The sequence below is a fragment of the Maricaulis sp. genome, assembly GCF_048270095.1.
In the GTDB taxonomy this organism is placed as follows: Bacteria; Pseudomonadota; Alphaproteobacteria; order Caulobacterales; family Maricaulaceae; genus Maricaulis.
On sequence record NZ_JBLWTL010000027.1, the window covers coordinates 1 to 23,419 of the forward strand.

Annotated in this window: 20 protein-coding genes; 9 read left to right on the plus strand and 11 right to left on the minus strand. The window is 63.1% G+C overall.

Going from position 1 to position 23,419, the window contains the following annotated elements; genetic code table 11:
* Positions 1-179: 179 nt before the first annotated feature.
* Both rsmD and ACN0YJ_RS12720 read left to right on the plus strand, forming a co-directional pair.
* The gene (gene rsmD, locus ACN0YJ_RS12715; protein ID WP_417477663.1) at positions 180-743 is read left to right on the plus strand and encodes a 16S rRNA (guanine(966)-N(2))-methyltransferase RsmD; all 564 of its coding nucleotides are present in this window, start codon (positions 180-182) and stop codon (positions 741-743) included.
* A gap of 113 nt (positions 744-856) precedes the next feature.
* Positions 857-1,996 carry a hypothetical protein gene (locus tag ACN0YJ_RS12720; RefSeq protein WP_417477664.1) on the plus strand — a complete coding sequence of 380 codons (1,140 nt, stop codon included), beginning with the start codon at positions 857-859 and terminating at the stop codon, positions 1,994-1,996.
* A gap of 41 nt (positions 1,997-2,037) precedes the next feature.
* Here ACN0YJ_RS12720 and mutL read toward each other — a convergent pair whose 3' ends face one another.
* The 6 genes from mutL to ACN0YJ_RS12750 all read right to left on the minus strand — a co-directional run bounded on the left by mutL (position 2,038) and on the right by ACN0YJ_RS12750 (position 9,721).
* Positions 2,038-3,906: a DNA mismatch repair endonuclease MutL gene (gene mutL / locus ACN0YJ_RS12725; RefSeq protein ID WP_417477665.1), complete on the minus strand. Its 1,869-nt coding sequence runs from the start codon at positions 3,904-3,906 to the stop codon at positions 2,038-2,040.
* A 54-nt stretch (positions 3,907-3,960) separates the two neighbouring features.
* Positions 3,961-4,503 (minus strand): DUF3035 domain-containing protein, encoded by a 543-nt coding sequence (locus tag ACN0YJ_RS12730; RefSeq protein WP_417477666.1) that lies wholly within the window; start codon positions 4,501-4,503, stop codon positions 3,961-3,963.
* A 72-nt stretch (positions 4,504-4,575) separates the two neighbouring features.
* Positions 4,576-5,178 (minus strand): signal peptidase II, encoded by a 603-nt coding sequence (gene lspA, locus ACN0YJ_RS12735; RefSeq protein WP_417477667.1) that lies wholly within the window; start codon positions 5,176-5,178, stop codon positions 4,576-4,578.
* The gene (ileS, locus tag ACN0YJ_RS12740; RefSeq protein WP_417477668.1) at positions 5,171-8,143 is read right to left on the minus strand and encodes an isoleucine--tRNA ligase; all 2,973 of its coding nucleotides are present in this window, start codon (positions 8,141-8,143) and stop codon (positions 5,171-5,173) included. The genes lspA and ileS overlap by 8 nt, the downstream gene beginning before the upstream one ends.
* A gap of 183 nt (positions 8,144-8,326) precedes the next feature.
* Positions 8,327-9,271 carry a bifunctional riboflavin kinase/FAD synthetase gene (locus ACN0YJ_RS12745; RefSeq protein ID WP_417477669.1) on the minus strand — a complete coding sequence of 315 codons (945 nt, stop codon included), beginning with the start codon at positions 9,269-9,271 and terminating at the stop codon, positions 8,327-8,329.
* Positions 9,272-9,277: 6 nt separating this feature from the next.
* Complete coding sequence (locus ACN0YJ_RS12750; RefSeq protein WP_417477670.1) at positions 9,278-9,721, minus strand: MaoC family dehydratase; 444 nt, start codon at positions 9,719-9,721, stop codon at positions 9,278-9,280.
* A gap of 119 nt (positions 9,722-9,840) precedes the next feature.
* On the opposite strand from ACN0YJ_RS12750, the gene ACN0YJ_RS12755 reads away from it, so the two are divergent.
* Both ACN0YJ_RS12755 and ACN0YJ_RS12760 read left to right on the plus strand, forming a co-directional pair.
* Positions 9,841-10,227, plus strand: coding sequence for a response regulator (locus tag ACN0YJ_RS12755; protein ID WP_091769648.1), 387 nt, complete (start codon positions 9,841-9,843; stop codon positions 10,225-10,227).
* 51 nt (positions 10,228-10,278) lie between these two features.
* A complete protein-coding gene (locus ACN0YJ_RS12760) occupies positions 10,279-10,977 on the plus strand; it encodes a protein phosphatase CheZ (protein ID WP_417477671.1) in 699 nt (232 codons plus the stop codon).
* On the opposite strand, the gene ACN0YJ_RS12765 is transcribed toward ACN0YJ_RS12760, so the two are convergent.
* The 3 genes from ACN0YJ_RS12765 to ACN0YJ_RS12775 all read right to left on the minus strand — a co-directional run bounded on the left by ACN0YJ_RS12765 (position 10,974) and on the right by ACN0YJ_RS12775 (position 13,971).
* A complete protein-coding gene (locus ACN0YJ_RS12765; protein WP_417496414.1) occupies positions 10,974-11,855 on the minus strand; it encodes a TIGR01459 family HAD-type hydrolase in 882 nt (293 codons plus the stop codon). The genes ACN0YJ_RS12760 and ACN0YJ_RS12765 overlap by 4 nt on opposite strands.
* Positions 11,856-11,896: 41 nt before the next feature.
* Entirely contained in the window at positions 11,897-13,102 is a 1,206-nt protein-coding gene (locus ACN0YJ_RS12770) for an EAL domain-containing protein (protein ID WP_417477673.1), read from the minus strand.
* A gap of 197 nt (positions 13,103-13,299) precedes the next feature.
* Positions 13,300-13,971 carry an OmpA family protein gene (locus ACN0YJ_RS12775; RefSeq protein WP_417477674.1) on the minus strand — a complete coding sequence of 224 codons (672 nt, stop codon included), beginning with the start codon at positions 13,969-13,971 and terminating at the stop codon, positions 13,300-13,302.
* Between the two features lie 273 nt (positions 13,972-14,244).
* Between ACN0YJ_RS12775 and groES the strand changes: the two genes are divergently transcribed.
* The 3 genes from groES to ACN0YJ_RS12790 all read left to right on the plus strand — a co-directional run bounded on the left by groES (position 14,245) and on the right by ACN0YJ_RS12790 (position 18,311).
* The gene (gene groES, locus ACN0YJ_RS12780; RefSeq protein WP_091769641.1) at positions 14,245-14,535 is read left to right on the plus strand and encodes a co-chaperone GroES; all 291 of its coding nucleotides are present in this window, start codon (positions 14,245-14,247) and stop codon (positions 14,533-14,535) included.
* A gap of 53 nt (positions 14,536-14,588) precedes the next feature.
* Positions 14,589-16,238, plus strand: coding sequence for a chaperonin GroEL (gene groL, locus ACN0YJ_RS12785; protein WP_417496415.1), 1,650 nt, complete (start codon positions 14,589-14,591; stop codon positions 16,236-16,238).
* Between the two features lie 126 nt (positions 16,239-16,364).
* Complete coding sequence (locus ACN0YJ_RS12790; RefSeq protein ID WP_417496416.1) at positions 16,365-18,311, plus strand: S9 family peptidase; 1,947 nt, start codon at positions 16,365-16,367, stop codon at positions 18,309-18,311.
* Between the two features lie 38 nt (positions 18,312-18,349).
* Here the strand turns inward: ACN0YJ_RS12790 and ACN0YJ_RS12795 are convergent, their stop codons facing one another.
* The gene (locus ACN0YJ_RS12795) at positions 18,350-19,459 is read right to left on the minus strand and encodes a glycoside hydrolase family 3 protein (RefSeq protein WP_417496417.1); all 1,110 of its coding nucleotides are present in this window, start codon (positions 19,457-19,459) and stop codon (positions 18,350-18,352) included.
* A 357-nt stretch (positions 19,460-19,816) separates the two neighbouring features.
* Between ACN0YJ_RS12795 and ACN0YJ_RS12800 the strand changes: the two genes are divergently transcribed.
* Positions 19,817-21,007: a hypothetical protein gene (locus ACN0YJ_RS12800; protein ID WP_417496418.1), complete on the plus strand. Its 1,191-nt coding sequence runs from the start codon at positions 19,817-19,819 to the stop codon at positions 21,005-21,007.
* Positions 21,008-21,261: 254 nt separating this feature from the next.
* Here ACN0YJ_RS12800 and hisS read toward each other — a convergent pair whose 3' ends face one another.
* Positions 21,262-22,746, minus strand: a complete 1,485-nt coding sequence (gene hisS, locus ACN0YJ_RS12805) for a histidine--tRNA ligase (protein ID WP_417496419.1) — start codon at positions 22,744-22,746, stop codon at positions 21,262-21,264.
* A gap of 200 nt (positions 22,747-22,946) precedes the next feature.
* On the opposite strand from hisS, the gene ACN0YJ_RS12810 reads away from it, so the two are divergent.
* Positions 22,947-23,417 (plus strand): hypothetical protein, encoded by a 471-nt coding sequence (locus ACN0YJ_RS12810; RefSeq protein WP_417477680.1) that lies wholly within the window; start codon positions 22,947-22,949, stop codon positions 23,415-23,417.
* Positions 23,418-23,419 lie beyond the last annotated feature (2 nt).

The following is a 23,419-nucleotide window of genomic DNA, read 5'->3' on the forward strand; positions in this document are numbered from 1 at the left end:
AACCGAAACGTGGCGAGGGCCGCAAATATGCCGGCAAGGCACCCGCGGGCAGTAGCCCGGGCGGCAAGCCGAAGACCGGCTTCCAGCTGGCCGGCAAGAATCGCGGCGCGGCCACCAAGCCGGCGGGCAGTACCGGCAGGCCCGGCGCCGACCGCAAGCCCAGAGGGCGGAGCTAGATCATGAGAATTGTTGGCGGCCTCTATAAAGGCCGGACCATTATTGCTCCGAAGGGACGCACCACGCGCCCCACATCTGACCGCGCCCGCGAAGCCATCTTCAATGTGCTCGACCATGCCGAATGGGCCCCGCCCCTGGTTGGCGCCCGCGTGCTCGACCTGTTCGCCGGCTCGGGCGGACTGGGGCTGGAAGCGCTGTCACGCGGCGCGGGCTTCTGCCTCTTCGTGGATAATGAGACCGGTGCGCGCGCCGCGATCCACGAGAATATCCAGACGCTCAAACTGTTTTCCCAGACCGGCCTGCACCGCAAGGATGCGACCGCGATGGGGTCAAGACCGGCCGCGATGGCCGAGCCTTTCGACCTGGTCTTCATTGATCCGCCCTATCGCAGCGGTCTGGGCGAAAAGGCGCTGGCCAAATTGCTGACCGGCAAGTGGGTGGCCGAGGATGCCGTCGCCATGCTGGAAGTCGGGATTGAGGAAAAGCCGGAAACGCCAGGCTGGATCCTGGCCAATGAACGCGAATATGGCGCGGCCAAGGTGATGTTCCTCGAACGCGATAACTAAGCCTGGCAATATCCACCCGGCCTGATCGGTGGGCATTAACCGTAAATTCGAGTTTTGGCTGTATTCTCTAGGGGATAGCAATTTCGCTGGAACACGCGCGGCCGAGCCTGACCATGACCGGGATGCAACAATTACGGGGCCTGCATCGCATCGCCCAGACGGCCGCTTCAGCACGCGTGCTGAATCTGCACGAAATCGCCAATGCCAATGCTGCCAATCCCGATCACGCAGCGATGCCGCTATTCAGTTGCCGGCGGCTGAATGAGGCGATTCTGCTCAAGCACGCCCTGCGCGCCCAGGATCGCCCCTATGTGTGCACACCGCGCGCCACGGCGACCAAGATCGTCTTCCCGATCAGCAAGGCCGACCTCAAGCTTGGCGGCTATAGCCTCTTCATCGAACAGCCCAATCTTGACGCCGCCTTCCGTGAAGCCATGGGTTCGAACACGCCTGTCGAGAGCGTCAATCAGGACATTGAATTGCTGCGCGAGATCGCGCGCCTGCCATCGCTCGACCCCTATCTGCTGCGCGATGTGGCGCGCGGCCAGGGGCGCAAGGTTGCCGATTGCTATTTCAATATTTCGCCGCGCGATATTCGCGCCGTGCGAAGCTTCCTGCACCGTGACATGCGCGCCCTGGTCGAGCGCGCCAATGATGGCGCCGGCTTCGATACCGACCTGACCGCCGAGCGTTTGAGCCGGTTGATGATGGAAGACGCGGCCAGCCCGTCTCTGGCCCCCTTGCGCCAGGCACTCCGATTCGGCGTCGAGGATTTCGAGCACTCGCTAAAGGGCTGGAAGGGCGTGCTGTATTATAAGTGGTGTTATGCGCGCCTGCTGCAGGGCTTCCCCGCAGTCGCAACCCGGATGGCGAGCATGCGGCTCAACAGACCGCAGCATGAAGACAAGGTCTATCTCTACGGCCTGGTGCGGCGGATCCTGCAACAGATCGACGAGAATTTCGGCTCGGTCAAAGTTCATATCATTGGCTATGACACTGCCTTCCAGGCCCTGATTGACGATAATGACCCGATACCCTTCCAGACCTTCCTGCGGACGGCGAGCCGGTCTTTCACCGAGATCGGACGCGCCATCGGAGAAATTTCGCACGCCTGCGATTTCTGGAATTATCGTCAGGGCGAAGATGCCGATGCGCGGATCGATGTCGACATTGCGCACGAGCTAATCGGTGAACTGGCTCACTCGCTGGGCATCAGTTATGACGAGCCCACAGCATTGAAGCGCCCCGCCTAGGGCGGCGAACCGCGAACCGGCCATCCCCTGGAAAGACGCCCTTATCGCCGCCCGAACAGGCGTTCGATATCGGCCAGTTTCAGCTCGACATAGGTTGGTCGCCCATGATTGCACTGGCCGGAATGCGGGGTCGCTTCCATCTCGCGCAGCAGGGCATTCATCTCCTCGCCATTGAGACGCCGCCCGGCGCGGACCGAACCATGGCAAGCCATGGTGCCGACGACATCTTCCAGCTTTTCCTTGAGCGCGAGCGCCTGGTCATATTCGGCCAGATCATCGGCGAGATCACGGATCAGGCCCTGGACATTGAGTTTCTTGAGCAGGGCCGGTGTTTCGCGCACCGCGATCGACCCGGCGCCAAAGCTCTCGATGATCAGCCCCAGCTCGGCCAGTTCATCGCTGCGGTCGAGCAGGCGCTGGGCTTCGGCTTCCTCGAGGTCGACAATCTCCGGCACCAGCAAGCGCTGTCTCTGCACGCCTGTCTGGGCCAGCATGGTCTTCATGCGCTCATACACCAGCCGCTCGTGCGCGGCATGCTGGTCAACGATGACAATCCCGTCCGCGGTCTGGGCGATGACATAGGTCTCGTGCAATTGCGCCCGCGCGGTGCCCAGGGGCCAGTCCGGTGCCGGGGCCTGCGGCGCAGCCTCCATGCCCTCGGCAAAGCCCGGCGCGTCATCCGGCGCCTCATCGCGCTCGATCCGTGCCGACATGCCCGGCTCGAACACGCCCGGCTGGTGCGGCTCGGGCATCCGCCCCCAGAGCGCCGAATGCTGCCCCGACTGGTATTGGAGGCCCTGTGGCGGGCGATAGCCCTCGGGCCGCACCGCACCGAGCGCATGGCCGGCCACGGTGGTGGAGGCCCGGTGACCGGCGCCAGCAAGGGCATGACGCAGCGCCCCGACGATCAGGCCGCGCACCAGCCCGGCATCGCGGAACCGCACCTCGGCCTTGGCCGGGTGGACATTGACGTCGACCTGGCTGGTCGGCAGTTCGACATTGAGCGCCACGACCGGGTGACGGTCACGGGCGAGGAAGTCCTGATAGGCTCCGCGCACGGCGCCGCCGAGCAGTTTGTCGCGGACCGGGCGGCCATTGACGAAGAGGTATTGGTGCATCGCATTGCCGCGTGAATAGGTCGGCAGGCTGGCAAAGCCGGTCACGCGCACGCCTTCGCGCACCTGGTCGACCTCAAGCGCATTGGCGCCGAAATCAGCGCCGATGACGGCGGTCATGCGAGCCTTGTGGGCCTCGGCATCGTCGCCGCTTTCGGCCGCGATCGACAAGCGCTTGCGCCCGTCCTGCACCAGAAAGAAGCCGACATCAGGCCGCGACATGGCCAGACGTTTGACGACATCGGAAATACCGAGATTTTCGGCGCGTTCGCTCTTGAGGAATTTAAGGCGGGCCGGCGTCGCATAGAAAAGATCGCGCACTTCAATCCGCGTGCCGGGGCGTCCGAGCGGGGCGACAGGCGCGACGTCACCGGCCTGCCCGCCCTCGACACTGACCGACCAGGCATCGCCGGCACCGCGCGCCTGGCTGACAATGGAGAGCCGGGCGATCGACCCGATCGAGGGCAGCGCCTCGCCGCGAAAACCCATGGTGGCGATATTGAGCAGATCGTCCTGGCCGTCCTCACCGAGGGGGAGTTTCGAGGTCGCATGGCGCTCGATGCACAAGCCCAGCTCCTCGGCGCTCATGCCCTTGCCATTATCCTCGATCAGCAGGCGCGTGAGCCCGCCACTGTCGGCGACAATATCGATCCGGGTGGCGCCGGCATCGAGCGCGTTCTCGACCAGTTCCTTGACCACAGAGGCTGGCCGTTCGACCACCTCGCCGGCGGCGATGCGATTGACGGTCTGCGCGGGCAGGCGGCGGATAATGGGCTGGGTCATGGTCAAAGACATAGGGCCAACCTTTCGGCTGGCCCTGAGTCGGTCAAGTGTGCAGCGATGCTGCGATCAAAGGCCGGGCAGTTTCGGCAGGAGCCGGCGATCCTGTTCGATCTCGACATCACCGCCACCGGTCGCGTTCAGGATCGATTCCTGACGCTCGGCCTCTGCGGATGAATCGAGCGGTGTCGCATCGACAGGCGGGACGTATTCGCCATTGCGCCAGAACAGGACCTGGTCAGCAAAGCTGCGGGTCTTGTGCACGACGCCCGCGGTCTCGCCATCAATGATCGAGCGGATGAAAGGATCGGCCGCGCCCCCGCCGGCATGGGCAACCAGCAGGGCCTCGGCGTCGCTGCCCTGGAATTCACCCTGCGAACCCAGCAGGGCCGCACGGGCCATCTGGTCAGGATAAATCTCGTCGGGACGCGGGGCGCCGGGCTGAGGCGGCCGCAGGTTGAATTCCGGCGGCACGCTGAGCGGTGCGATTGTGACGGTCCGGAACTCGTCCGGCGTGACCTTGCCCCCACCGAAGCCCCGCTCAACAGCAGCGCAACCCGTCAGGGCGAAAGAGGCCGCGGCAGCGGCAATAAGTACGGATGGCAAACGCATGTGGACTAAGCTCCAGTCATTCTTCAGATCATATGTAGCGAAGAGTCTCACCGATCTCCAGCCCGCAGACCATTACATCTTTGTCGGCCGCTTCTCCCGGTCGAAAATAAACACGTCGATCAGGATCGCCGCGACCCCGAGATTAATGCCCACATCGGCGATATTGAACACCCAGGGGAACATCATGTCCGAGAAATTCAGGAAGTCCGCGACCGCGCCATAGAGCGCCCGGTCGATCGCATTGCCCAGCGCGCCGCCGATGATCAGGCCGAAGGCGATCGCCTGCCAGCGCCGGACTGACTTGAACGGGCCCAGCGACAGCAGGCCGGCGATCAGGGCCAGCGCGACGATCACCGAGAAGGCGACCAGCAGGAAACGGCCCAGCATGCCGTCCGCCCCCAGCAGGCCGAAGCTGACGCCCTTATTCCACACCATGGTGAGGTCAAAGACAGGCGACACTTCGATATGGCCACAATTATTGACCATGCCGGACCGGGCCAGGGCATCGGCCCGCTGAAACTCCAGGCAACCGGGCGGCGAAAACGCCAGCCGGTCGAGCACCAGCCATTTACTGACCTGGTCAAGCACCAGCACGCTGCCCGCCAGGATCAGTCCCAGGCGGGCATCGGCGGTGATGCGGATCGCCGCAAACATGCCCTTCAGGCGATCAAGCATTCACCGCGTCCCAGTGAGCCACCGCTTCGGCATCGCGCGGGCTGAGGTCGGGATAACGGCTGTCGGCACCAATCTCGCTGGAATATTTCCACGAGCGCGCACATTTGCGTCCGACAGCGCGGCCGGGAATGACAACGATATCGGCGACATCCTCAAGCCTGAACCCGACTTGCGGTGCCTCGCCATCGATCAGGTGGGCCTGGCTGGTGATGCCGATCTCGGCCAGATACGCGTCGACATCGCCATCAGCCTCGGCCGCCAGGGCGGCGCGATAGGACGGGTCGGTGACATAGACTTGCGGGGCGGCTTCGAGGCTGGAACCGATGCGCTTTTCGCGACGCTCGACTTCCAGCGCCCCGTTCACCACCCGGCGCAGGCGGCGAATGGTCTGCCAGCGCTCGGCACGGCTGCCATCATGCCAGTCGGCCGGCGTGTCCGGGAAGGTGCGCAAATGCACACTGTCCGTGTCGGACGGGTGCAGGCCGAGCCAGACCTCCTCCATGGTGAAGGGCATGATCGGCGCCATCCACGCGGTCAGCCGGTCGATGACTTCATTCATCACTGTACGCGCCGCCCGCCGGCGCAGCGCGTCGGGACGGTCGCAATACAGCGCATCCTTGCGGACATCGAGATAGAAGGCCGACAGATCGACGACGCAGAAATTGAACAGGGCCGAATAGACTTTCTTGAAGTCGTAGGCGGCATAGCCCTCGCGCACGATACCGTCGAGCTCATGCAGGCGATGCAGCACCCAGCGCTCCAGCGACGGCATCTGATGGTGCGCCACGGTCTCGGCGTCCGAGAAACCATCGAGCGCACCGAGCACATAGCGCATCGTATTGCGCAGCTTGCGATAGGCATCGACGCTGGTCTGGAGGATCTCGTCGGAGATACGCAAATCGTCGGTATAGTCCTGGCCGGCGGCCCACAAACGCAGGATCTCGACGCCATATTTCTTGGCGACATCGTCAGGTGCCACGACATTGCCGAGCGATTTGGACATTTTGCGGCCATCGCCCGCCATCACGAAACCATGCGTCAGCACAGCGTCATAGGGCGCGCGGCCGCGCGTGCCGCAGCTTTCCAGCAGGGAGGACTGGAACCAGCCGCGATGCTGGTCGGAGCCTTCCAGATAGAGATCGGCCGGCCATTTCAGGTCCGGGCGCGGTTCCAGCGCGAAGGCATGGGTACAGCCACTGTCGAACCAGACATCGAGGATATCCGTCACCTTCTCGAAGGCGTCCGGATCGTATTCTTCACCGAGGAATTCAGCTGCCGGACGCTCGAACCAGGCATCAGCCCCGTCTTCTTCAACGGCCTTGATGATCCGGGCATGGACTTTGGGGTCATTGAGGACGCGCTTGGTGCCCGCCTCGACGAACAGGGTCAGCGGCACACCCCAGGCACGCTGGCGCGAGACCAGCCAGTCCGGCCGGCCCTCGACCATGGCGCGGATACGGTTTTGCGCCACTTTCGGCGTCCACTGCGTATCGCCGATCGCCTTCACGGCGATGTCGCGCAAGGTGCGCCCATCCTGCATCGGCCGGTCAAGCGCGACGAACCATTGCGGCGTATTGCGGAAGATGACCGGCGCCTTCGAGCGCCAGGAATGCGGATAGGAGTGTTCCAGCCGGCCCCGCGCCAGCAGCCGGTTCTGGGCGATGAGGGCATCCATCACCGCCTTGTTGGCCGGTCCGTCCTGGCCCTGTTTCTTGCCGTCGACCCGGATGATGTGCAGGCCGCCAAACAGCGGGATATTGTCGTAGAACGCACCGTCCTCGCCAACCGTCTGGGGCACGGGCGTGTTGCGATCATGCCATTCGGGATGCGCCATCCAGGCGACATAATCCTCGGCACCATGGCCCGGCGCGGTGTGGACAAAGCCGGTACCGGTCTCGTCGGTGACATGCTCACCGGCGAGCAAGGGCACGCCATAGCTCCAGTATTTGTCGGCATCGGCGAGCGGATGGGCACAGACCAGGCCTTCCGGATTGACCGACATGATCCGGTCAGCGCGGGTGATCTTGGCCGCAGCAGCGGTCTCTTCCCACAGATTATCGGCAACGATCAGCCGGTCGCCAGGCATCGCCCAGGGCTTGAACTCGCTCTCGCCCATCGCCGTGACTTCATAGAGGCCATAGCTGATGTCGGGCGAATAGCAGATGGCGCGATTGGCCGGGATGGTCCAGGGCGTCGTCGTCCAGATGACGACATGGGCGCCGATACACGATGACGGGATAGCCGACCCGTCATGGCGCAGGCCACGCAGCGGAAAGCGGACATGGATCGTGGTCGACACCTTGTCGTGATATTCCACTTCGGCTTCGGCCAGCGCGGTCTGCTCGACGGGCGACCACATCACCGGCGCCGAGCCGCAATAGACCAGGCCCTGTTTCACGAAGCTGAGGAATTCGCGCACGATGATGGCCTCGGCGTCGAAGGCCATGGTGGTGTAGGGATTATCCCACTCGCCGGCGACGCCGAGCCGTTTGAACTCCTCGCGCTGGACATCGATCCAGCCGCCGGCATAGGCGCGGCACTCGGCGCGGAATTCCTTGGTCGGAACATCATTCTTGTTCCGGCCCTTGGCGCGATAGGCTTGCTCGACCTTCCATTCGATCGGCAGGCCGTGACAATCCCAGCCCGGACGATAGGGCGCATCGAAACCGGACATTTGCCGGGAGCGCACCACGAAATCCTTCAGGATCTTGTTCATGCCGGTGCCGATATGGATATGCCCATTGGCATAGGGCGGGCCGTCATGCAGCACGAAGCGGGTCTTCCTGGCGCTCTGCTCGCGCAGACGGCGATAGATGTCCAGCTTCTCCCAGCGTTCGAGCCAGAGCGGTTCCTGCTTGGGCAGGCCGGCGCGCATGGGGAAATCAGTCTTGGGTAGAAACAGGGTCTGGCGATAATCGCGGCTATCGGCAGTGTCGGTTCCGTTATCGGCAGGCGTATCCGTCATCGGATCAGGTCCTTGCGGTCAATATCGTGGAAAGTTCTGGAGGAGAGGCAGTCTCCCGGAACCGCGCGGGATCAATCCCGGCGGCCCGGGCCGCTAATTCGCCGGACAAGCGATGCCGCGGACAATGCCGCATCAGATATCTTCAATCGGGAACAAACCATGCTCCGCATATATCCGAGCCTGTCAGGCCGGTCCAGCCACACGCGTCAGCACATCGCGGGCGCGCGCGGCATCGAGCGCAATTTGCGCCTTGAGCGCATCGAGCCCGTCAAAGCGGCGCTCGGCGCGCAGATGATCATGAAATTCGATCGCCAGCTCGCGGCCATAGAGATCGCCCGCAAAGTCCAGCAGATGGACTTCCAGCACTTCGGTGACCCCGTCGACCGTTGGCCGCTTGCCGATATTGGCAACGGCGGGGCGGCTGGCGGGCTCGCCATCAATCCCGACGAGGACGGCATAGACGCCATAGGCCGGGCGGACATAATCGCCCATATCGATATTGGCCGTCGGGAATCCGATGGTGCGGCCGCGCTGATTTCCCTGCGCAACGCAGCCATCGACGGTCCAGCGTGTGCCGAGCAATTCGGCCGCAGCCTGCATATTGCCGTCATGGATCGCCTTGCGGATGCGCGTCGAGGAAACCTTGTCGGACCCGTTTCCCGTCAGTTCGGCAAACGCCGAGCGAATCCCCCGAGCCGCGGATAATTGCGCCAGCTCGACGGTTGAACCGGCACGGCCTGCGCCAAAACGGAAATCGGAGCCGGTGACGATGCCACGAATGCCCAGCCCGTCATCGAGCACGGTCTGCACGAAGCCCTCCGGACTCATCTTCGCCATCTCGCCGTCAAACGCGAGCACGTGGAGTTGCGCGACGCCCAGCGCATCAAGCGTCGCATCGCGGCGCGCCGGGCTCATCAGGCGGAAGGCTCGGGCATCGGGCGCGAAATAGCGGCGCGGATGCGGCTCGAACAGGGCGACGCCGAGCTCGGCATCACCATCGCCGGCCAGCTGGCGGGCAATTTCGAGCACCGCGCGATGACCCAGATGCACGCCGTCGAAATTCCCGAGCGCAATGACCGCGCCGCGATCATCCGGCTCGAGCCGCTGATATCCGTGGAAGGTCTGCATCAAGGACTATTCTACCGGCTTGCGGCGACGCTTGCGCACCATGACTTCCGCCTCGGCCTGCATCGCGACCTTGCCGTCGACCGTACACACGCAATCCATCACCAGGCGCCGGGCCTTGATGTCGATATCCTTGACCGTGACCCTGGTGAGCACTTCATCACCAATCCGCACCGGCTGAAAGAAGCGCATGTTCAGGGCGAGGAAGATCGCGCCCGGTCCCGGCAGCTGATTTCCGAGCACGCCGGAGATATGTGAGGCGACCAGGGCGCCGTGCACAATCCGGCCGCGAAATGGGGTCGATCGGGCGTATTCCTCGTCCATATGGACCGGGTTATAATCGCCTGAGACCTTCGCGAACTGGTCCAGATCGGCTTCTACAACGACTCGTGCTGCTTCCGCAGACTGGCCGATTTGCATGTCTTCCAAGGCGATTCCAACGATTTCAGCCATGACTCTCTCCGTCTCTTCGCACGCTTTAACCGATTTTTATCCGCAGTTGTCTAGGGTCATTGGTGAAGACAGCGGAACAAGCTGTCTCAGGAAACACGCCGAGTGGATGGAGACTTAGCATGGCTGTCGATATGACAATGTCGATCCTGGTTGTGGACGACTACAAAACCATGATCAGAATCATACGCAACCTGCTCAAGCAGATTGGGTTCGAGAATGTTGATGATGCCGCTGACGGGCAGGAAGCATTCGCGAAAATGCAGGAAAACAAATATGGGCTGGTCATATCCGACTGGAACATGGAACCGATGACGGGCTACGAGCTTCTGCAGAAGGTTCGCGCTGATGAGGGTATGAAAGCAACGCCCTTCATCATGGTGACCGCAGAATCCAAAACCGAGAATGTTGTGGCCGCGAAACGCGCCGGCGTGAACAACTATATCGTGAAGCCTTTCAATGCCGGCACTTTGAAATCAAAGATGTCTGCCGTTCTTGGTGACTTCTAGGCCCTGGCCTCGACGACCCGTTGTATGAACCTGCTACGCAAGGAGGGCCCCATGCCCGCCGCTAATGTCGCCGCGCAAGTCCGCACATCGCTCGCCTCGCTGAAGGCTGGCGATCTGCAAGGTGCGCAGATCATGGAAGTCCTGAAGCTGGCCCACCAGCTGACAGATACGATGAAGCTGTTCTTCAGCTCTCTCGACCAGTCGATCTGCCAGGAATTCAATTATATTGCCGAGTATATCTCACGGACGCGGGACGAAATTGCCGCCCTGCGCCCCAATGATATCAAGACCCAACGCATTCCGACCGCGGGTGCCGAGCTGGAAGCCGTTGTCGGGGACACCGAAAAGGCCACCGAAACCATCATGTCGGCGGCCGAGGATGTCCTGTGCGATGACACCGAGGATTTCGCGGCCTATCGGGCCAATGTCGAAGCCCAGATGATGACGATTATCGAGGCTTGCAGCTTCCAGGATCTCGCGGGTCAGCGCGTCTCGAAAGTGGTCAACAGCTTGCGGCATGTCGAGGAACGCGTCGCCCGGTTCGCCGATGTGATGGGTGTCCGTGATGCGGACTATGCCCCTCAGGAAGAGACGGCCAAGGAAAAGCGGGACCGCGAACAATTGCTCAATGGCCCCGCCATGGGCGGTCCGGAGACCAGCCAGGACGATATCGATGCGATGTTCTCCGCCATGGATACTCCGCCGGTCAACGATCTCGACCAGGGCTCCATCGACTCGCTGTTTGATTAGGCTGACGGGTCGGACCAGACCAGCCTGGACGCCCACCAGCGGGTGTGCACGCCATAACCATCCAGCATGCCAGCGACAGTCTCGGAATTGAGGCTGTCGCTGTTCAAGTCTGCGCCATGGATGCCATCGGCGACGAACAGGGCATCAATCCCCACCCGCACAGCACCGGCGATATCGGTTTCCGGCCCATCGCCGATCGCCAGCACGCGCCGCGGGTCAAACACTCTGCCTGAAGCCTCGGCCTTGCTGCGGGCCAGCTGATAGATCGGCCGGTGCGGCTTGCCCGCGACGATGCTGCGGCCGCCCATTTGCGTATAGAGCCGCGCGATGGCACCGGCACAATAGATCAGACGGTCGCCGGACTGGACGACGATGTCGGGGTTGGCACAGACCAGGTCGAGATCACGCTCCAGCGCCGCCTCCAGCACCGCCCGGTAATCCTCCGGCTTGCCGTTCCAGTAGTCGTCCGGCCCCGTGCAGCTGATGAAGTCGGCCTCCGCAATACCGGTAAATTCGATCGCCAGCCCCTCATAGAGCCCGGCATCATCCTCCGGCCCGATCCGCAGGGCCCGGCCCGGCGTCCGCGCCGCCAGTTCGGCATGAATCGCATCGCCCGAGGTCACGATCGCATCGACACTGCCACCGTTCAGGCCCATCTGGTCCAGCATGGCGGCCAGCCCCCGAGCGCGCTGCGGTGAGTTGGAGACCAGGCAGACATAGCCGCCCGACTGGCGAAAACGCACCAGCGCGTCGACGGCGGCGGGCAAGAGCCGGCGGCCATCGCGGATCACCCCCCAGACATCGCAATACAGCACGTCATAACGGTCGCGCAGCTGGGACAGGGTGGCCGGTCGGGGCAGTGAAATGGATTGGGTCATAAACGGTTTGAAGCAGCGCCGCCGCGCCAGGTCAATTGGCGCTAGCCAGCCATCCGGATGACCTGGCCGGTGTCGTCGAGCGCCTCATCGCGCACCGGGCGTGGCTGGCCGAACAAATGCCCCTGCCCGTAGGCGACATCAAGCTCAAGCACTTCGACGACCGTCGCCTCGCTCTCGACCTTGTCCACGATCAGGTCAATGCCGTGACGGGCGAAAACGCCGGCCATGTCTTCATGGGCAATCGAGCCCGGCTCGAGCCCGGCGATCGACTCGTTGTTTTCCACCGCGTCGAGCAGGCGCTCGCCGGCAATCTTGACGAAGCGCACACCGGCGCGTTGCAGGTCACCCAGGTCGAGATCGACATCGGTGACCTGATCGACCGAGAAGCGGAATCCGAAATCCACCATGCGCGACATGTTGCGCGCGGCGATGGCATTGCGTTCGATGAAGGCGCGTTGCGGAATTTCGAAGATCAGCGCACCGGCCAGATCATTATTCTGGCGGATGAAGTCGAGAAAGGACGGGAAGAAGCTCTCATCGGCGAGCGAATTGGGCGAGACATTGCAGAAAATCCCGACGCGGCGGTCCTGCTGGGTCAGCCGGCGCAGGATCTGGACGCAACGGAAGAGGAGAACATTATCCACTTCCGTCATCAGATTGGCGCGCTCGGCGACATCGAGGAAGACGCCCGGAGCCAGCACACGGCCGGCCGCATCGCGCAGCCGGGTGAAACTTTCATAAAACATGACCCGCCGCTGCGGCAGGGTGACGATGGGCTGGAGGTAGAGGTCGACGCGATTGGCCTGCAATGCCTCACGCACGACGTCGATACTGACCGACTTGCCGCTCGCCTCGACCGCCTGGCCGCTGCGGTCCGGGATGGGTTCGCCGACCCGGCGCACCAGATCCTCAAGCACTTTGACTTCATGCACAAAGGCATTGTCGCGCTCAACCGCCTCGCAGCGCAGCTCGTCGGTAATCTCGTCGAGCCGGCGCTGGGCGGCCTCGAATTCCTCGGCAAGGGCCAGATTGGCCGATTTGAGGCCACGGATTTCCTCTTCGGTCGCCCGCCGCTCATGAGCGTGGGCCGCCGCGGAATGCGCCATGCCGGCGGCGATGAAGACAATCGCCCCCATCATCCACGCTGTCGCCGTCGACATCAGCCCGAAATATTCGAAGCCGATCGCTGCGACGACCGCAATCATCACATAGGTCAGCAGAATGAGAATGTCTGATGCGCGGGGCATGGGCAGCCTTGTTGAACCGGGTTTGCCGAAAACGAATCGGTGGCAATACCGGAGACTAGGCTGATCCCGCACCGGTTGTCGTTTGGTTAACGAAGGTAAACCCGGCACGGCGGCAGGCGCCCGCGAGCGCCTGCCAGCCATGAAAAAGGCGGCCCACCGGATGGTGGACCGCCTTGATCAATTCACTGCAGGCCTGATCAGGACGTCGTGTGCGGACGAATCAGGATTTCCACGCGCCGGTTGCGGGCGCGGCCCTCGCTCGTGTCATTGCTGGCGATCGGCGAACGCTCGCCCATGCCGGCAATGTAGAAACGGTCGCGCAACACGCCCTGGGAGATCAGATAGCTGCCCACCGACGAGGCGCGCTGCTCGGACAGCCGCTGGTTATAGTCATCAGCACCGGTCGAATCGGCATGGCCGACCACGTCGACATAGGTGGCGGGATAGCGGTTCAGGACCTCGGAGGCATCATTGAGAATGCGGTAGAAGTCCGGCTTGATCGACGAGGAATTGGTGTCGAAAGTGACATCGCCCGGCATGATCAAAAGCAGATCATTGCCCTGGCGGCGAACGCCGACGCCGCTTTCAGACATCGCTTCGCGCATCGCCGTTTCCTGGCGATCCATGTAATTGCCGATCCCGGCTCCGGCGAGACCGCCAATACCGGCGCCGATCAGCGCATTGGTCCGGCCTTCCTGGCTGTCAGAGGTATTGGTGAGATAGCCCAGCGCAGCGCCAGCGGCTGCGCCGATCAGCGCGCCGCGCCCGGTGTAATTCGGGCGGGTTTCGCCGGTATAGGGATCAGTGGTGGTGCAGGCCGTCATGGCCAGCGCAGCAACGGTAGTTATCAGCGCAGTACGGATCTTCATGGGTTCGACCTCTCAGCTTAGCGGCCCCGTGGACCGTCAGAGCATTCATTATCACAGGCATTGCGAACGAGCGATATCAATCGCGCGATGAACGCCAAATGAGCAGCTCTGATCGCGGGGCCGTCCTTACCCCCGATCAGCACACATCGCTACCCTTGACGCCGTCACGCCGACTGCTTATCTGCCCCCTGTTAGCAGTCGACGGACGTGAGTGCCAAACTCGTTTCCCGGCTGTTTTTTGATTTTCTGTCCTCTTGTTGGAGATACACCAAGATGAGCTTTCGTCCTCTGCACGACCGCGTCCTTGTGAAGCGCCTCGAAGAACAATCCAAATCCAAAGGCGGGATCATCATCCCCGACACCGCCAAGGAAAAACCCCAGGAAGGCGAAGTCGTCGCCGTGGGTACCGGTGCCATCAAGGAAGACGGCTCTGTCCGCGCCCTCGACGTCAAGGCCGGCGACCGCATCCTGTTCGGCAAATGGTCCGGCACCGAGGTCACCCTCGACGGCACCGAGCTGCTGATCATGAAAGAATCCGACATCCTGGGCATTGTTGGCGCCTGAGCGGCCGCCCCGATCCCTTTATTTGAACAACTCTAGCAAACGGAAAAAATCCCATGGCTGCTAAAGACGTACTCTTCGGTTCCGACGCCCGTGAGCGCATGCTGCGCGGTGTCGATATCCTGGCCAACGCCGTCAAAGTGACCCTCGGCCCGAAAGGCCGCAATGTCGTTCTGGAAAAATCCTATGGTGCCCCGCGCACCACGAAGGACGGCGTTTCGGTCGCCAAGGAAATCCAGCTCGCCGACAAATTCGAAAACATGGGCGCACAAATGCTGCGCGAAGTGGCTTCGAAGACCAATGACGAAGCCGGTGACGGCACCACGACCGCCACGGTCCTGGCCCAGTCGATCGTTCGCGAAGGCATGAAGTCGGTTGCTGCCGGCATGAACCCTATGGATCTGAAGCGCGGCATCGACAAGGCCGTTGCCCTCGTCGTCGCCGAAATCAAGGCCTCCGCCACCCCGATCAAGGGCCAGGCCGAGATTGCCCAGGTTGGCACCATCTCCGCCAACGGCGCCACCGAAATCGGTGACATGATTGCCCGCGCCATGGAAAAGGTCGGCAATGAAGGCGTCATCACGGTTGAAGAAGCCAAATCCCTCGACACCGAGCTGGACGTCGTTGAAGGCATGCAGTTCGACCGCGGTTACCTGTCGCCTTACTTCATCACCAATGCAGAGAAAATGAATGTCGAGCTCGAAGAGCCCTACATCCTGCTGCACGAGAAGAAGCTGACCTCGCTTCAGCCGATGCTGCCAATCCTGGAAACCGTCGTTCAGTCGGGCCGTCCCCTGCTGATCATCGCGGAAGACGTCGAAGGCGAAGCGCTCGCAACCCTCGTGGTCAACAAGCTGCGTGGCGGCCTGAAGATTGCGGCCGTCAAGGCACCAGGCTTCGGCGATCGTCGCAAGTCGATGCTGGAAGACATTGCCATCCTGACCGGTGGCCAGGTCATCTCCGAAGATCTCGGCATCAAGCTTGAGACCGTCACCCTCGACATGCTCGGCACCGCCAAGCGCGTTGGCATCACCAAGGACGACACCACCATCGTCGACGGCGCCGGCGCCCGTGACGCGATCGAAGCCCGGGTCACCCAGATCCGTCGCCAGGTCGAAGACACGACCTCCGATTATGACCGTGAAAAGCTGCAGGAACGTCTGGCCAAACTGGCCGGCGGTGTTGCCGTGATCAAGGTCGGCGGCGCGACCGAAATGGAAGTGAAAGAGAAGAAAGACCGCGTCGACGACGCCCTCAATGCGACCCGTGCGGCCGTTGAAGAAGGTATCGTTCCAGGCGGCGGCGTTGCGCTGCTGAAGGCTTCCCTGAAGCTGGCCGGCCTGAAGGGCGACAATCCTGACCAGACCCAGGGCATCGCGATCATCTCGCGCGCCCTGCAGTCCCCGATCCGCCAGATCGCCGAAAACTCCGGCGTTGAAGGCTCGATCGTGGTCGGCAAGGTGATGGAAAATGCCTCCCTCACCTTCGGCTTCAATGCCCAGACCGAAGTCTATGGCGACATGCTCGAATTTGGCGTGATCGACCCGGCCAAGGTTGTCCGTACCGCTCTGCAGGATGCCGCTTCGGTTGCCTCCCTGCTGATCACCACGGAAGCCGCTGTCGCGGATTCGCCGAAAGAAGAAGGTGCCGGTGGCGGCGGCATGCCGGACATGGGCGGAATGGGCGGCATGGGCGGCATGATGTAATCATGCCGTTCAGCTCACGCTGAATGACCAGGACAAGGCCGCTCCCGATGGGGGCGGCCTTTTTCTTGTCTGGCCGAGGCTGCGCCATGCGTTATGATGCACGAAACAGACTTTGGGGAGACCGGCATGAAATATCTTGCAATCGGCGCAGCGCTCGCACTCGGACTGGCGGCCTGCCAGCCCGCTGACCAGGCGGCGCCCGCCACCAGCGAAGCGGCCGCACCTGCAGTGGCGCAATATGATGCCGCCGCCTTCTTCATGACGACCAGCTTCGGCATGGCGTCCAGTGCCGGCTTCGCCTTCTCGGCGAGCGATGAGCGCATCCTGATCTCGTCCGACGAGACCGGCGTCTTCAATGCCTACGCCGTCGATCCCGGCACCGGTGATCGCGATGCCCTCACCGGTTCGACCACCAGCGCCACCTATGCCCTCAGCTGGTTTCCCAATGACGACCGCGCGCTGGTCACCTTCGATGGCGGCGGTGACGAGCTCAGTCATATCTATGTCCGCGAACTGGACGGGCGCCTGAGTGATCTGACGCCAGGCGAAAATGTCAAAGCCCAGTTCATCGGCTTTTCGCCCGACGGCAATGATATCTGGATCGCGACGAATGAACGCGATGCCGCCGCGTTCTACATCTATGCATACGACACGCTCAGCTATGAGAGCGGCTATGTGTTCGAGAACAGCGATACGCTGCAAATCGGCGATGTCAGCCCGGATGGCCGCTGGCTCGCCCTCGTGCGCAATCGCACTTCGGCCGATAGCGATATCCTGCTGGTCGATCTGGCCGCCGACACGCCGGAACAGGTTCTGATCACCAGCCACGAGGGCAATATCGCCTACGGGGTCTACACTTTCACCGCCGATAGCAGCGCCCTGGTCTATGCCACTGACGAGCATGGCGAGTTCAACCAGGCCTGGACCTATGACCTTGCATCGGGCGAGCGCGCGGCGCTGGTCACTGCCGACTGGGACGTCTCCTTCGTCACCTATTCGCCTTCGGGCCGCTATCTGGTCAGCGGCATCAATGCCGATGCCCGCACCGAAGTCACCGTCACCGATCTGGACAGCGGCGAAGCGCTCGCCCTGCCCGACCTCCCGGCCGGCGATCTCGGCTCGGTGCGCTTCTCGCGCGATGAAACCAGCATTGCCTTCACGATCGATGCGGCGACCTCGCCGTCCAATATCCACCTGGTCGAACTGGCCAGCCAGACCCATACCCAGCTGACCCAGGCCCTCAATCCGGCGATCAATGAAGCCGATATGGTTGACGCCGAAGTGGTGCGGTTTGCCAGTTTCGACGGGGTCCAGATTCCCGGCATCATGTACCGCCCGCACGGCTCAAGCGCCGACAATCCGGTCCCGGCCCTGGTGATGGTTCATGGCGGACCGGGCGGCCAAAGCCGGATCGGCTATTCGGCGATGATCCAGCACCTGGTCAATCACGGCTATGCCGTCTACGCCGCCAATAATCGCGGCTCCTCGGGATATGGTAAAACCTTCTTCCACATGGATGACCGCCGTCATGGCGAGGAGGATCTCAATGACATCGTCGCCGCCGGCGATTATCTGCGCTCGCTTGACTGGGTGCGCGATGACCAGGTCGGCGTGATCGGCGGCTCCTATGGCGGCTTCATGACCGTTGCCGCCCTCGCCTTCCATCCGGATGCCTTCGAAGTCGGGATCGATATTTTCGGCGTCACCAATTGGGAGCGCACCCTGGCCTCCATCCCGCCCTGGTGGGAAAGCTTCCGCGAAGCGCTCTATGACGAGATGGGCGACCCGGCGACCGATGCCGAACGCCACCGCGCCATCTCGCCGCTCTTCCACGCCGATACGATCACCAAGCCGCTCATGGTCATCCAGGGCGCCAATGATCCGCGGGTCTTGCAAGTGGAAAGCGATGAAATGGTCGCCGCCGTGCGCGCCAATGGCGTGCCGGTCGAATATGTCCTCTTCCCCGATGAAGGCCACGGCTTCCGCGGCCGCGACAACCGCATCACGGCGTCAGAAGCCTATCTCGGCTTCCTCGACACCTATCTGCGCGGTGACGGCGAAGCCGCCGAATAAAACTGGCAGGCGGGCGGCCTGCGGGTCGCCCGCAGGCGTCAGACCGGCTGACGCAACGCCGCAATCCGCGCCACCGACCGGTCAATCCGCGCCTCGGTCAGCCGTCCCTCGGCAATCGCCTCGCCGACCCAGCCGACAATGCGCTGCGGCAATTCCGGGTCGGGGGCGGCCGAGTTGGACAGCATGATGATGTCATTGCCGGCCTCGATCGAGCGCAGCACGGCCTCGCGCTGGCTGTAATTCTCGCGGATCGCGGCCATGTCGAGATCATCGGTCATCACCACGCCGTCAAAGCCCATTTCACCACGCAGAAGTCCCTCGATCACCGGTGCCGAGAAGGTCACCGGCACATCAGCCGGATCGAGGCCACGCTGGGTCAGGTGGCCGCCCATGATCAGGCGCGCCTCACCGGCATCGATCAGGCGGCGGAAAGGGTCGAGCTCGGCATCGCTCCAGGTCTCGGTGATGTCGACAAAGCCGGCATGACTGTCGCCGCGCGAATGCCCGTGTCCGGGAAAATGCTTGATGGCGCAGACGGCACCCGCCTCGCGATAGGCCTCGATGAAGGCGCTGGCATAGGCGGCGACCGTCACGCCATCATCGCCATAGGCGCGGCCATGGCGGCCGATCACGGCATTGTCCGGATCATTCAGATCGGCGACGGGTGCGAGATTCATGTTGAAGCCGGCCGCGCGGAATTCCTGCGCGGCGGCGGCATAGACGTCACGCGCGGCCTCGGCATCGCCGGCCTGCGCCACCAATAGCGCACGCGGCACGGCGCCATAACCCAGATCACGTGACAGGCGCTGAACCACCCCGCCCTCCTGGTCGACCGCCATCCAGGCATCGGGCGCGATCGCCCGGAAGCGGGCCGTCAGACCCTCAACACCTTCGCGCGAGCGCACATTATGGCGCAGGAAGAGTACGCCGCCGATCCGGCCGCTGGCGAGATGACCCGCGATATGGTCGGCGCCATCCGTGTCCACGGTCGAGCCAATGAAGCCGAGCAGCAACATCTGCCCGATCCGTTGTTCCAGACTCAGCCCTTCGGCCAGCGCAAAGGATCCCGGGACAAGGCTCAAGCCAGCTCCGGCAGCCGCCCAGCCCAGCACACGGCGGCGGTCAGGACCGCAAACAGGGTCAGTCATTCTGGAGGCTCCAAAGCAAAACAGATCTGACCGTCACCATGCAAAGCGGGGGCCGGTCATGCAAGCCCGGGATGGAGGCGCAAGCGTCCGCCGCGAATCTTGCGAAAACGTCACATCGCTGCAACCACAAGGTCGGGAAACATCCAGCATGCTCGTTCTCAGCCGCTCTTTTCACGATCAGCGGCCCCTTTAGTGACTGGGCGCGACACCGGACCGGTGGCGCGCCCTTCTTTTTTGCTGCGACGGCCGCACGCCGGACCTCGGCGCCAAGCCTGTCCAAAAATTCAGGCCGGAGCCAAGGCCCGGTAACCTTGATGGGTCCAGCGTGATGCCAGCTTGAGATGAAAGGGACACATCATGAAGAAATTTCTGCTCGCGACCGCAGCAGCCACGCTGGCCGGGACCGCGGCCTGGGCGCTCGATGACGATAACCACCGGACACAGGTGCGGATCGGCGCCGCGCCGGCCATGGACCGGTCGCAACCCGGCACCGTGATCGAGATTCGCGGTGATGACGGCACGCGCACCATTCACATCCAGGGCGACAGCCCGCACTCGCGACTGAGCGTCAACGGACAGAGCATCGTCATCGATGATGACGGTGTCCTGATTGATGGCCAGCGGGTCGAGAGCGACGGAGCCGGCCTGATCATTGTCGATGGCGAGCGGATCCAGGTGATGAATGACGGGGATTTCAACCGGTTCGACGGCCAGTTCGAACGCCATATGAGCGAACGCGCCGAAGCCCTGGCCCACATGTCGCAAGGCCGCCATGAATTCCGCTTCGACTTTGATTCCGAAGGCATGCGTACCGAGGTCATGGCCTCGCTCGAAGCCGCTCTGGCCGGGCTCGATGCCGAGCGGACCATGGCTGGCGACTCCCGGGATTGGGGCAGGCTCTCCGAGGCCGAACGCGAAGAGGTGCGCGCCTCGATCGAGGAAGCCCGCGAGGAAATCCGTGAAGCGATGCGTGAGATGCAGGTGGAAATCCGCGAGGCGCGCGAACTGGGCGACACCGAATCACGACGCGTCCGCGTTGAGATGCGTCATGCCGCCCGCGAAGCCGCCCACGCCGAACGGGATGCCGCGCATGCCCGGCGTGACGCCATGCACGCCGCCCGTGATGAAGCCCGGTCAGACCGCGACCGGGCCCGCGATGAGGCCCGGCAGGAAGCGCGCGTGGTCCGCGATCAGCGTCGGCATGTGGACCGTGCCGCCATGCAGGGCGCTCAGGAGAGCCGCAGTATCCGCGTCGAACGCAGTGATGACGGCCGCCGGCAGGTCTGGGTGAATGGCGAGGAACAGACCGGCGATGACCTGGTCAGCTGGCTCAATCAGCTGGAAGCCGAACGCCTGGCAGGCGGGCTCAATGACGAGCCACAGCGCCGTGAGCGGCGCATTGTCCGCTTTGATCGCGAAGACGGGTCCAGCCGCGAGGTCGACCTGTCCGGACGGCGCGTCATTGTCCTGCGCGGCGGTGAAGACGATGAAGCTGAGCGAGTGTTCGAGCTCGAAATCAATGACCGCGACGAGGATGACAGGAAGTAATCGAGCCAACGGGTATCAAACCTCTGCAGGCAGGCCGGCGCAAACCGGCCTGCCTTGCGGGAGCCAGAGCCAAAAAGGCGGGGCTGGCCAAGGCCAGCCCCGTAAATTTGCGGTTGGTCGATAAAGGACGTTTCTCCCCGAAACGCCAAGGACTAGACGGTCAGGCCCGGTCCAGATGCGAAGTTGACGTAGACGTCATGCGAGGTCAAGCCTAGTGATCGCAATTTGGGACAGAGCGGTTATTTATCAACAGCTCAAACCGTCTTGTCGTCGCGTTTCGCAACGATCCGCACCGCTTCGATCCAGGCATCGGATGCGACCGTCATCTGGGCCGGCTGTTCTTCGCGCCATTCCTTGTTATCGCTGATTTCCGCGGCCAGCCGCGCGCCGAGCTTGAGATCCTTGATCGTCACCAGCCCCTGTTCGCGCTCGTCCGAGCCAATGATCACCGCTGCGACAGCGCCGCGGCGATCCGCATATTTCATCTGCTTGCCCATATTGCCATTGCCGGCAAAGGCCTCGGCGCGGAAGCCGGCGGCGCGCAGCTCGGAGGCCATGGCGAGATAGCGGGCAGACTGATCCTTCTCCGCTGCGATCACGATCACCAACGGGCGCTCCTGCCCCGCACCGACCCGGCTCAGCGCCGCGAGCGCAGCGGCAAAACGGCTGACACCAAAGGAAAAACCTGTCGCCGGCACGGCCTGTCCGGTGAATCGCGCAACCAGATCATCATAGCGTCCGCCGCCACCGACCGAGCCAAACTGGATCGGTTTGCCGTCATCATAATGTGCCGTCGCCAGCAATTCGGCTTCATAGACAGGCCCGGTATAATAGCCCAGTCCGCGCACGACCGAAGGATCGAACACGGCCCGGTTATCACCGACACCGATGGCGCTGAGGACTTTGTCGATTTCGCCCAGTGCGGCCAGTCCCAGGCGGCCGGCTTCCGATTGCCCCACCAGGGGCTCAAGCCGCCCGATCACTTCGGTACGGCTGCCGCCGCTGGAATCGAGGAAGGCCAGTATGGTCTCGACACCCTTGGGATCGAGGCCGGCGCCTTGTGTGAAATCGCCCGACTCATCCTTGCGGCCGACACTGAGCAAATCAGCGACACCATCACGGCCCAGACGGTCGAGCTTGTCGGCAGCACGCAGCACGCGCATGCGGCGCTCCGGATCGCTGGCTCCGATGCTCTCCAGCACACCATCGAGAATGCGCCGGTCATTGACCCGGATCAGATATTCGCCATCGGCGAGACCGACGGCGCGCATCACTTCAGCCGAGAGCGCAATCATCTCGGCATCGGCGGCCGGTCCGGGCGCGCCAACCGTATCGGCATCGCACTGGACAAATTGACGGAAGCGGCCCGGACCCGGTTTTTCATTGCGCCAGACATCGCCAGCCTGATAGCGGCGATAGGGCTTGTTCAAATCCTGGAAATTCTCGGCCACGAAACGCGCCAGCGGCGCGGTGTGGTCATAGCGCAGAGACAGCCATTGGCCGTCATCATCCTCGAGCGCGAACACGCCCTCATTGGGGCGGTCCTCATCGGGCAGGTGTTTGCCGAGCGCGTCGGCGAATTCGAAGGCCGGCGTCTGCAGGGGCTCAAAACCCCAGTCGTCATAGATCCGGCTGGCGGTATCGACGAGATGACGTTCGGCACGCAGGACCGATCCGCTGCGGTCTTCAAAACCGCGCGGGCGGCGGGCCTTGGGACGAAAGGGTTTCTTCGCGCTCATCGACGTCTCCGGATTGATCTATTGGCGACCGGGCCCTGTAAAGCAGGCAAATGGCCGCGTGTCTGCGGTCTTCATAATCGAACCCGCCTGTGTGGGTCAGTTTTTTCACCAGTTCGGCAGTGTTTGGCGCCCCTGTTCATCGGCGGTCAAGCTGTTCCTGCTAGGGTTTCCGCTGATCGTCCGCCACCGGAAGACCCGTCATGCGCCATATCCTGTCCGCCCTCGCCGCCACGCTCTGCCTCAGCGCCACCGCGCTGGCCGGACCGGGTGCCGATCTTGCCGAGACGGCCCGCCAGATCGCCACTGAGGCCCAGGCGCGCGCCGATTATGCGGCGGCCCGGCCGGCCGCACCGGCTGCCGGGATCGAGCTTGGTGATCCGCTGCTATATGAGCTCGACCAGTTCTCCGCCGATGCGATGCGGCTGAGCCGCGCGATTGATGAGGCCGGCGGTCCGATCGATCTGCGCTGCATCTTTCGCGGCATGTCCGGCGATGCGGCCAGCCGTCTGGAAGCCCTCAACGCCGCCGAAACATCCGCCGACCAGGCCCGCGTCTATCACGAGATATCGGCCCTGATGCATGACGCCGCCGAGATCGCACCGGCCGCCGATGGCGAGGCCCTGCCCGACACTGTGGGCCCGCCCGGCACCTGCCCCGCTGCGCGCGACTGACG